The sequence below is a fragment of the Alkalibacillus flavidus genome, assembly GCF_040545925.1.
GTDB classification, from domain to species: Bacteria; Bacillota; Bacilli; order Bacillales; family Alkalibacillaceae; genus Alkalibacillus; species Alkalibacillus flavidus.
In genome coordinates, this window is the sequence record NZ_JBEPMX010000004.1 from 170,559 (window position 1) to 181,941 (window position 11,383).

Annotated in this window: 10 protein-coding genes and 1 riboswitch; of the genes, 4 read left to right on the forward strand and 6 right to left on the reverse strand. The window is 39.3% G+C overall.

Annotated features, from left to right (window positions below):
• Positions 1–121: 121 nt before the first annotated feature.
• The 3 genes from ABID56_RS05790 to ABID56_RS05800 are packed head-to-tail and all read left to right on the forward strand — an operon-like array spanning position 122 to position 2,083.
• On the forward strand, positions 122–496 hold the full coding sequence (locus ABID56_RS05790; protein WP_354219676.1) for a GntR family transcriptional regulator: 375 nt from the start codon (positions 122–124) through the stop codon (positions 494–496).
• Positions 496–1,383: an ATP-binding cassette domain-containing protein gene (locus tag ABID56_RS05795; protein ID WP_354219677.1), complete on the forward strand. Its 888-nt coding sequence runs from the start codon at positions 496–498 to the stop codon at positions 1,381–1,383. Before ABID56_RS05790 ends, ABID56_RS05795 begins: the two co-directional genes overlap by 1 nt.
• Positions 1,370–2,083 carry a hypothetical protein gene (locus ABID56_RS05800; protein ID WP_354219678.1) on the forward strand — a complete coding sequence of 238 codons (714 nt, stop codon included), beginning with the start codon at positions 1,370–1,372 and terminating at the stop codon, positions 2,081–2,083. The genes ABID56_RS05795 and ABID56_RS05800 overlap by 14 nt, the downstream gene beginning before the upstream one ends.
• Positions 2,084–2,121: 38 nt before the next feature.
• Here the strand turns inward: ABID56_RS05800 and ABID56_RS05805 are convergent, their stop codons facing one another.
• Together ABID56_RS05805 and ABID56_RS05810 are read right to left on the reverse strand one after the other, a co-directional pair.
• Positions 2,122–2,970 carry a YitT family protein gene (locus tag ABID56_RS05805; protein WP_354219679.1) on the reverse strand — a complete coding sequence of 283 codons (849 nt, stop codon included), beginning with the start codon at positions 2,968–2,970 and terminating at the stop codon, positions 2,122–2,124.
• Between the two features lie 268 nt (positions 2,971–3,238).
• On the reverse strand, positions 3,239–4,219 hold the full coding sequence (locus tag ABID56_RS05810; protein WP_354219680.1) for a Gfo/Idh/MocA family protein: 981 nt from the start codon (positions 4,217–4,219) through the stop codon (positions 3,239–3,241).
• A gap of 304 nt (positions 4,220–4,523) precedes the next feature.
• Positions 4,524–4,605: riboswitch (cyclic di-GMP riboswitch) on the forward strand.
• 105 nt (positions 4,606–4,710) lie between these two features.
• On the opposite strand from ABID56_RS05810, the gene ABID56_RS05815 reads away from it, so the two are divergent.
• Positions 4,711–5,073, forward strand: coding sequence for a response regulator (locus ABID56_RS05815; RefSeq protein ID WP_354219681.1), 363 nt, complete (start codon positions 4,711–4,713; stop codon positions 5,071–5,073).
• Between the two features lie 443 nt (positions 5,074–5,516).
• On the opposite strand, the gene ABID56_RS05820 is transcribed toward ABID56_RS05815, so the two are convergent.
• The 4 genes from ABID56_RS05820 to ABID56_RS05835 form a co-directional block, all read right to left on the reverse strand.
• On the reverse strand, positions 5,517–6,257 hold the full coding sequence (locus ABID56_RS05820) for a DUF6574 domain-containing protein (RefSeq protein ID WP_354219682.1): 741 nt from the start codon (positions 6,255–6,257) through the stop codon (positions 5,517–5,519).
• Positions 6,258–6,453: 196 nt separating this feature from the next.
• A complete protein-coding gene (locus ABID56_RS05825) occupies positions 6,454–8,043 on the reverse strand; it encodes a hypothetical protein (protein WP_354219683.1) in 1,590 nt (529 codons plus the stop codon).
• Positions 8,044–8,432: 389 nt separating this feature from the next.
• Entirely contained in the window at positions 8,433–9,911 is a 1,479-nt protein-coding gene (locus tag ABID56_RS05830; protein ID WP_354219684.1) for a flagellin N-terminal helical domain-containing protein, read from the reverse strand.
• 242 nt (positions 9,912–10,153) lie between these two features.
• Positions 10,154–11,251, reverse strand: coding sequence for a hypothetical protein (locus tag ABID56_RS05835; protein WP_354219685.1), 1,098 nt, complete (start codon positions 11,249–11,251; stop codon positions 10,154–10,156).
• Between the last annotated feature and the right edge of the window lie 132 nt (positions 11,252–11,383).

Below are 11,383 nucleotides of genomic sequence, written 5' to 3' on the forward strand. Positions count from 1 at the left end.
AAGTTTTGAAATAAATCAGGCGATTTATCTCAAAACTTAAAAACACTTGCAAATTTCACGACTTACACACATACTTATATACATAACTATATAACCATAAACCAAAGGTGGTGAAGCATCTATGTCGGGGCCATTCCGAGACGACCGGCCGATTTTCTTACAGGTTCGCGAAATGATCGAGGACCAAATCTTAAACGACCAGCTTCAAGAAGGTGAACAAGCGCCGTCGACGAATCAGCTTGTCAACGTCTATAAAATCAATCATTTAACCGTTTCTAAAGGAATTAATCAACTCGTTGATGAAGGGATTTTATACAAAAAACGAGGTGTAGGCATGTTTGTTTCTGAAGGGGCAAAAACGGAACTGATCGAACAACGAAAGCAGTCATTTGTCGACAGGTACGTTAAAGACATGTTAGCCGAGGCGGATAAACTCAACATGTCAGAGGACGAACTCATCCGCTTGATTCAACAGACGAAAAGGGAGGAATCATGATGCAAGAACATGTAGAATTTCACGACGTGTCATTGAAAATTGGTCGCGACACTATTTTAGAAGATATTAACTTAACATTAGAAGGCGGGAAAACATACGGTTTGCTAGGGCGAAATGGGGCTGGTAAAACGTCACTATTATCGCTTTTAGCTGCGTTCCGACCGGCTAGTACAGGGGCGATTCGATTAAATGGTGAGAAGATTTTCGAAAATCCATCCGCCATGCAACAAATTTGTTTTTCATATGACAAAGACTATAGCGAAGAAACCGAAAAAGTGAAAAGCTTACTGAAAAATCTCGAGTTTTACCGTTCACATTTCGACCATGAATACGCCGATCGATTAGTCGAACGATTTAACCTACCACTTAATAAAGCAGTTTCTAAACTGTCGACCGGCATGCAGTCAGCGTTCAATGTGACAATCGGCTTAGCTAGTCGTTGCCCGGTCACCATTTTTGACGAATCGTATTTAGGAATGGACGCGCCAACTCGCGATATTTTTTATCAAGAAATTTTGCGTGAACAAAGTGAGCATCCGCGAATTTTTATTTTATCCACGCATCTCGTTTCGGAAATGGATCATTTATTTGACGATGTGATCATGATTCAGAACGGTCGCGCCGTTCTCCACGACGATTACGAGACGCTGATGACGAAAGCCTTTTATGTCACAGGGGACGGTGACGCTGTTGAGAGATTCAGTAAACCTTACCGCGTGCTCGACAGACAACAACTCGGTGGCACGACGTCTGCTTTAATTTATACAGATGCCGTTGATACACCCCAAAAAGAAGCTCACGAACAAGGGCTCGACGTTCACCACGTGACATTGCAAGACTTGTTTATTCATTTAACGAAAGAGGTGACGCAAGATGCAAACAGCTAGTCGATACCAAGAAGTCGCACGGCGTATGTTTGTTGAACAGTTAAAATGGTCCATCTGGTTCATCGTCATCGCTGGTGTATTTGTTAGAGGTGGGCTATTTGTGATGGCGGGTTCGCTTAATGTCGATGACGTCGTCACCATGAGCTTGCTAGAATTCATGCTCGATGCATCCAAAATCTATATGCTCGTGATTGGCATCTTATCCGTTTATGTTTTCATGAATTATCTCGTTCGAAACGGGATTACGCGCCGCGACTATTTTCTCAGCACCGTCATATCGACAGTCGGCTTAGCGGTAACGTTTTTGATTATTTTTTCCCTGCTTACGATCATCGAAATGGTCATCATTAACGTCGCATCGATCAATGTCGATATCAATACGCTCACGGTCATGAGTGCTGCAACGCTTAACATTCAATTCTTTTTCGCACTCGTGCTATACTTTTCGATCGGTTGGTTTATTACGATTGGCTTTTACCGCTACAACTGGATGGTCGGGCTCGGATTTATTTTACTGGCGATCGGGGCAACGTCATTAACAGATATGATCTGGGGGCAAGAAGGGATGGTCCTTTTCGGGTTTCAATTCACGTCTGGTGACATGACGCTTATCTTATCGATCCTGTCATCCTTAATCCTTACTGCGATTTTATGGGGCATCAACCGCCGATTAACACGCGACATTAACATTAAATTATAACGACGAGGAGCATCCTGCGCGGGGTGCTCCAATTTTTATTACATCAAACTCCCTTGTTGCCCTTCTTTATAACCGCGCTTGAAAATTTCTTGCACATTACTCGTCGTCACATACGCATCATCATCGATCTGCTCAATAATTTTTCGCAACTGAACGATTTCGCGTTTGTTAATCACGACATACAAAATATCCCGGTCATCACGGACAAAGCCGCCTTTTCCATTCAAAATCGTAACGCCGCGACCTAAGCGAACCATCAAATCGTCGAGCAATTCATCTGATTTTTTCGAAATAATCATCACGGCTGTACGCTGATCCGCACCTTCGACGATTTTATCGATAATTTTTGCCCCGACATAAACTGAAATTAACGTGTACATCGCCTTCTCCATACCAATCACGAACGACGATACGACGACAACGGAAATGTCGATGACAAGCATCGCCTTCCCGACACTCCAGCCGAGCAACTGGTGCAATAACCTTGCAAGCGTCGTCGCCCCACCAGACGTCCCGCCAGCGCGAAAAATAATCCCAAGACCGATCCCGACGAGCAACCCGGAAAAGAGCGCCGCCAACAACGTATCCCCTAACACTTTCCCGTAAGGATACGTCACTTCAAGCGCCACCGACATGAACAAAATCGTCAGTAACGTGTACACCGTCGTCTTAATCGTAAAAAATTTATACCCAATCGCAACCAGGGCCATGTTCAAAATAAAGTTCATCACACCCGGCGACCACTCGAACACATAATAAAGCACAATCGTGATCCCAATCACACCGCCTTCCGACAATGTGTTAGGAATCGCGAAATAATTGATCCCAAGTGCAAAAATCAACGACCCTATAATCAATACCGCAATATCAAAACTCGTCTGTTTCAAAGCATGACCCCTCTCACCATAATTTCCGACAGTTGGATGTCATTATTATTGCAACATGCAGGGCGGGAATTTGCAAATTGAGGGTTAAAATCGAAATTATTAAATAACCGCTTTTGGTTATTTAATAATTTCACTCATTTATGAGATAACTGCTTTGAGTTATTTAATAACTCGACAAATTTATGAAATAACTCTTACAAGTTATTTCATAAATGAGAGCAATTCAACCTTAATATGAAAAAACCGCTGGCGCGCCAGCGGTTTCCTTTTATACCTTCACTTTTCGCCCCGTTTTCACCGATTCATAACACGCATCAATCGCTGCCATATTCTGCTTCGACATGTCGTAGCTATTTCGCGGCTCAACACCTTGCTCGATCGCTTCAACAAAATGATCGACTTCTTCTTTATATTGATCACTCATAATCCGCTCATCTCGCGTTATACCAGCCTTTTCAACAATGACATGCCCTTCATGACCGAACGCATCTGGCCGGTACGCGCGTGACACTTTAATCGTCCCATGCGTTCCGACGACTTCATATTCATGACGCATCTCCGTGTTAAAACCGCTATCAAACATTCCGCGAACTCCTGACTTCATAGTCACAATCCCTTGCGCAGACATATCAACACCAAACTCATCACTCATATCCGCTTCGACGAAAACCTCATCCACGCCATCATCTAAAATATTTTGAAACGTATGCAAACAATAACTTCCGACGTCATAAATACTTCCGCCACCTTTATGACGATCAACCCGGATATTCCCTGCAGGCTCACGCAACGGAAACGAAAAACTTGCCCTCACCAACGTCACATCGCCAATTTCACCAGCAGCCATCAACTCTTTCACCCGTTCATGCTGCTTATGGAACTGATACATAAACGCTTCCATAAACACGACGTCATGCTCACGGCACACTGCTTCCATCTCTTCCATTTCACGCGCATTCAACCCCGCAGGCTTCTCACACAAAATATGCTTACCCGCTTCAGCCGCCTTCATCACCCACTCTTTATGTAAATGGTTCGGTAGCGGAATATAGACTGCGTCGATGTCTGGGTCCGCGAGCACATCCTCATACCGATCATACGCTTTCGGAATCCCGTGCTCGTCCGCCACGGCTTGCGCTTGACCCGAGCCGCTCGCAATCGCCACGACCTCTGCCTTATCCGACCGCTTCATAGCTGGAATCAACGCCTTCCGCGCAATATTCGCTGTACTAATAATGCCGAATTTCATTATGATCACCTCTATATAATTGATTCGACAAATTGTAGCGAAATCCTGTTTGCAATTTCACATCGATTCGCGTTTGAGTCAAGCACTCTAAAATGTGAATCAAGCGTTTCAGACTTTGAATCAAGAAATCGCAAAAATGATGCAAAACGTTTTCACAAAAACAGCCCCCCCTTTGAATCAACAATACACGAATTTGAATCAACACGCCTCGCCCCAACATTCACAAAAATCTTGAAATCAAACTGCATTAAGCCGATAATACTTATAGATGCTTTAACACAATTTTCAATCCAAATAACAACTCAAACGATAATGGCAAACTTATTGAAAAATAAGGACGCAAAGCCAAGGGCCTAACGTATTCACTATGGCAGCCGGTTACCGAAATGAGCGCCACTTAAAGGTGAGCCTATTTTGGTTCGCCTTTTTTTATTTTTAAAGAACCTTTCACCGAAAAGGTTCAACCCAATCCAAATCTAGGAGAATTGCTTATGAGCACGATTTTAATTGCAGACGATTCGAAGTTTATGCGGCTTCATTTAAAACAAACACTACTAAGCCATGACAAGCATGAGATCATTGAAGCTTCAGACGGAAAAGAGGCCATCCATTTATACAAAGAATACTCGCCCGATCTAGTCATTCTCGATATCACGATGAAGCATATGGATGGCTTGACGGCTTTAAAAGAAATTATGGGAATTGATCACCACGCACTCGTCGTGATGTGTTCCGCTATGGGGACTAAATATAACGTCATCGAAAGCCTTCAATTAGGGGCGGCAGACTTTATCGCTAAACCGAATTTCGACGGTTTAATCAATGTCTTGGATGAATTAGAACGAGGTGAATAATATGACAGCTTACAAAATATGTGGACACTGCGGCGAACTGACCGAAACGACTTATGACTTATGCCAAGATTGTTATCAAGTGGAAGAGGAAGCCATTCATGAGATTAAAACATCACCCTAAGGCAAATGCCATGGACATTTCCTTGAATACAGGGATCCCGATTCACAAAATCACGCGGTTGATTAAGGATGGGATGATTGTGTAAGCATGGTTACGGCGAAATTCCGTCTCGATACGGCGATAATATACAATTATACGGCGTTTTCGCGGGATTATACGACGAAAACCCTTGTGGATACGGCGAAATCGCGACCACATACGGCGATTTCCCAGTCTCCACGATATTTAACACAAAATTAAGACCCGAATGATCTATTTTTTCAAATAGACCATTCGGGTCTCTGTTTACATCAAACAACTTTAATTCAAGTCATCTAGTAAACTAAAATAAAAGATTATCAACAAATGATGCCATAACTACCATAAAGACAAACGTAAATACAAGAGCAGTTCCAACCGATGCAATCATCACACCGTACACTGGGTCAATTCCGCCTTTTTCATTTCGATCAAATGAGAAAATGACAGCAAAAATGGCAATAGATGCCGTTAAATAAGCGAAATATAAAATGAAGTTAGCCATAACATTCACTTGAACAATGGCGAAAAAGACTGCAATTAATGATATAAGTAAAGAAATTGATAAAAGCGAACCTAAACGATTAACGACAACACCATAACTCGTTTCAACCCTCATAATCTTCAAAGTGACAAAAATAACTAACGAAACTAAAAACAGCATCACAACTATAGAGACCGCTCCACCGAAAAAGATTGAACCGAACGAAGGCCCATCATACAGACCTCGAGCCACATTATTGGCTATTATGAAAAACGTTAATGATATTGAAATTGCTAACAACACGAATGTCATTAAACCATTCATCATTTTATCTTCATGCAATTGTCTTGCTTCATAGAATGGTGATTTCAACTGCTTTACGAATACATTGAAATATGCTGATGAAACCTCTTTCCCTTTCGATATGTACTCATTTGGTTTCTCTGAATTCGCTGTAACAGATCCGCCTGACGGACTTGCAGATTGACCTACTTGATGCCCGCACGCCTCACAAAATTTCGCATCTTCAGCAACTTGATTCCCACAATTCGAACAAAACATACAAACACCTCTCAGTAAATTAAATTTTATTACAATAAGCCTAAAAAACACTTTGTACCTAAAAAATAAATACCTAATCTCCACTACAAGATTAGGTATTTATCACTAAATATAAACTATATAACTTATTTTGTCATTACAAATGTGACATTTTTGTCAAAATTTCAAAATGATTCACTAATCAAATTTAAGTACCCTAGTCACTCAAATGTGGCGCATTGTCACACACACCTGAATTTAATTTTGATTCATATAACGTTTCTAACATGTCACTTTTTCCATACTCTGTTTGCGCAAAGTCTTCCTGAGCAAAATGTAGATCTTCTAATGTTAAGCATGCATAATCATTACCTGAAAACGTTAAATCGCTATTGATTTGATACCATAAATCACCCGCATACTCGCCTTCTTCTCGAATCCAATCAGTTCCTATTTCTTCAACAGCAGACCTCATATCATGAGCAGCATCTAAATACGTGGTATCATCAGTTTCAAAATACGCTTTCATTAAATAATGAATTTCAGCTAGGACGTGGTTCAAACTAGCGTGGGGGATCTCAGTTAAACCAGGTCCATCATAATCACCAATAAGTCGATAATCATTCCCCACCGAAAATGAATTTGATGGATCATCTAATGATTCAACTAAATAATCCGCATACAACAAATATTCATCCATATAATCGACTTCAAAAATTTCCATCATGTTCAAATAAAACAACCCGAGTCCCGATAAATGTCTCGTGTCTAAATACGGCGCTTGTAAGCCATAAGGTTGTTGTAACCACGAGCTCGTGTATTCTGTAGGTGGAAGGTCATAACTAGGAAAGTCATCTTTTATCACTTCTATTGACGTAATCATGTTCCGCATAAACAACACATCATACAACTCTTCCTTTTTGTGATATTGTTTACGGTGTTCACTTCGGAATTGATAGCCTATATTACGCCCGTACCCCATTTCATCAAATGGTTTAACTGACCACGGCAGCTTTGCATAAATACCATCAGGTGTTAACCATTTTTGATAACGACGGTAATTTTCGACCATATCAGTCTTAATCTCATCAATGTATGCTTCATCTTCAATCAATTTCTCATCCGAATACATAACCCAAGTCTGAAATTGTTCAGCTTTTCCATCGAAATTCCATTCATACTCAATAGGGTCTAAACTCTCTTCCTCAAGCATTTCATCTAATACACGAACCTGACTTTGATTACCCTCTTCATATTCTTCGGTCGTATCATGTGATAACGTTCCACGGCCAAATAAGTAAGAACCTTCTTCACTATTCAATAATGTAGATGGCCCCTTAAGGGGATCCACACCCACAGTAGGATTATGGTTAAAAGTATAATCCAATTCATCAAAACTGTGCCAGGCATCATCAATATCCACATCATATGTTAAGTCAAATGTTACATCAGGTGATCCTTCCTCTTTTATCTCAGTAAAAAGAATACCACCTTCTTCAAAGGTTCGATTAGTTACTTTTAAATTAGCTACATGGTTACCATCATGCTCTATATTATATGTATAAATATAGTCTTCCGCGTGGCCCCAATCCTTCGTTGTTTCTTCATTAAATATGATGTCAAAATTGTCATTCATACTAAACGTTAAATCATTAAACTTAAATGAATGATTATCTTCTGTTAAACCAAAGCCCGTTTCTGACTTATTTTGCGTATTATGTTCATTGTCTTCCCCGTCATCTGTGCACCCATAGATGAATAGCACACCAAGGACCATAATGATACTTGTCAAAATATAATTTTTCATGGCTTTATCTCCTGTATCAAAAAGTAAAATCTAATATGATTCTACAAAAGAGTAATTAGTATAGTCAATTTTATCCGTAAGAATAGACTCCCCCCCCCATTTCTTGAACAATCGCTATTATACATATTAAGAGCGAAAAACATACCAAGAAGGAAGCCCCATGAGGTGGGCGATTGTTCTCGGATTCCTTTTCATGTTCGGTTGGATACCTGGAGTTATTCGCGCCATTTCGATATACTTTTCTTTGAGAAAAGAAGTTCAACAAGCACAACAGAATGCAACTTTTGAATAGAAACACCCCTGAAGATGCCTGATTTATCGAATCATCTTCAGGGGTGTTCAATTTTTAAAATGCACCATTCATTCGTTGCTTTATAACTATAATGGTATTATTCTAAAAACTGCAATAACGACTGCGGATTTTGGTTAGCTTGTGTGAACATTGACATCGCGGCTTGCAACTGCACCTTATGCTGGTTCAACGACATCACTTCACTTGCCATATCAGCATCTTTGATTTTCGACCGTGATTTCGTTAATTGCACTTCTGCATTCGTCACGTTATTCAATGTGTGTTCTAATGCATTTTCATACGATCCGAACTTCGACCGCTGTTCCGACACCTTTTGAATCGCTTCATCAACTAGAGCAATCGCTTCATTCGCCTTCTCTTGTGGATCTACTTTCACATTACCAATCCCTAGATTTTCAGGCCGGGCATCAAATAACTCGATCGTAAATTTATCACCATTATTCGGACCGACTTGTAGCTTTATTGGGTTTAGTTCTTCAGCAGGTTCACCTAAATCCGTATCATTAATGATTTTATCGGATAGTTCTGGTGAGATGTTTTGAGAAATATCTTCTGTCGTTTCTGGTATAAACATCTCATCTGCTATTTGATCATACTCACTCTCATCATCAAATGTGTTGTCACCAGTTCCTCTATCCTCTACACCAAAAACATAGCTGAATATTTGATGTTGATCCAATTTATTGCGTACCTCTTGTTGACTAGGATATGTCGTTTGATCAACATCATTAGATAGTAAATCCGATTCATCACCTGTATCTGTTAATAATACGAATACTTTATTCGAATCGTTCGCATAACTTAAATCTTCAGCTTGATTACCATCAGGTGCATAATCCATCATTTTTTGATATGGATAAGATGTTGCTCCTCCATTTGCCACGTGAACAGAATCCAAGTGGTTTTTCACTTCTTCAATATCTTCAGTTAACGCCATTGTTCTACCTGTATTTTCTTCAAGTGTACTAACAGTTCCAATTCGAACATCACCATATGCTGATAGATCACCGGCAAAACTCTCGATTCCGTCCTTCACCATATCGATTTGTTCAGACATAGACCCCGAATCATCAATAAAAAACACAACATCTGCTTTTCCACCACCAGTTGTCGGTTTATCTGGGTCCCCTACCTTTGATGGGGCTAAAAGTTGTCGTGTATTAAATTCGGTGTTTTCGGCGATACCGCGAATATTTCCTTTAATTTCATCGATCTCTTTTTGGATGGTTTGTCTATCTTCTTTCGACAACGTATCGTTCGCTGCCTGAACGGCGAGTTCACGCATGCGTTGTAAGTTAGGGTTTTGAATGTTTCCTAATGCTGATTCAGCCGTATTAACTAAACTTATACCATCTTCTATATTTTGACTAGCTTGTTTAAGCCCTTTGATTTGAGCCTTCATCTTTTGAGATATCGTCATGCCAGCTGCATCATCAGCTGCTTGATTAATTCGCTTGCCTGAAGCTAATGTTTGCATATCTTTTGCGACATTTTTAGATTTCGAGTTAAGTTCATTTAAATTCTGCAGTGCTGGTATATTTTGATTGATAATCAAGTGCTTCACTCCTATATAAGCTCGAAGTTATCACCCATAATAATACTAAATTTTTCCCATGAAATCTATAAAATTTACAAATTTAACTATATAAAGAGTGTATTCAGCAGGCAAAAGGTTCGAGGAGATAGCCAGAAAAACAGGTCTTAACATCAGCATGTGATCAGATATCAACGTAATTCAGTTATAAAAAAATCCTCTCCGAACTTGATATAAAGCTAAATTCGGAACGGTTTTTATAACTATTTGAACATACTTTCAAATGTTCGTTTAACAATTTTATTCCAATTGTCAATTTCCTTTGGTCTGACTTTTGCTGATTCACTTTGTGCCACTTTAGGTTTTGAAATTAAAATATTTTGTTCACCAGTTTGTGCAGCAAAATCATTAGGTCCTGTCTCTAATAAATAACCACTACGTTGATTAACCTTGAATTTTTTGAACAAATCATGTTGTTCCGTTTCTTTTAAAACTTCCTCCACTTGCCTCAACTCATCTTGTTTCTGTGTAATATGAATTGTCTCATTTTGTACATGGAACTCTTTCTTTGTATTATCTACTTGTAAACCGTCATGCGTATAAACCATTTGTAACGTAATAGGATCTTTGTCTAGATTTGGAATGTAATTCGGTATTGAGAATTGCTCCATTCCAGCTGTATAGAATTTTTTATACACCGAATCCTCCGAAAAATTAGAAACAACATTCATTAATTCATCAACGTTCATGGGAACCGCTTCATGTTCAGGGCGATTAGTGTTGGACGTCATATGATATAAATAGGTATTATCAGCGAATACTAATTCAGGTTCTTCATAATTAATGAGCACATCAAAAGTGCCATCATTATAAGAAACTTTCTCGCGATTAAATGTTGACTCATAATGAGTATATTTTTCTTCAGCATAAGGCACCACATCAAGTTGAAACGGTTTGTATTCAACAGGTTTTTGTGGCATTTCTACTTGCATATGTAATGTAAGGTGGAATCGATTATCTGCGGCCAGAGTCGAACGAGTATTATATGACGACCTATACCTAAGTTTTTGTGATGGCAATTTCACTTTATTAATATGTTGATTAAATTGATCAATACAGTCTAAAATATGTGCTTGTGTCTTACCTAATTCATCTTGGACATTTTCAGTTTGGGTATTAGAATTTGTGTCAATTTGTTCTTCTTGTTGACTCTTACCCTGAACTTTTTCTTCATCGCGCGACTTTTCTTCTATGTTTGGAGATTGAGATTCAGTATCACTTTTTTCCAATAGGTTAGTAACAGAACAACCTGACAATAATAAAATAGCGAATACTACGATATATAAATACAATTGTCTCATAAACATACCCTCTCTTTTTCACTATAATCTTTACTATTGACGAATTGTAATATTAAGTGCAACACCTAAAAAAAGCAACTCATAACAGTTTCGTGTAAAATGTAGATAACCACATCAAACATATACACGGAG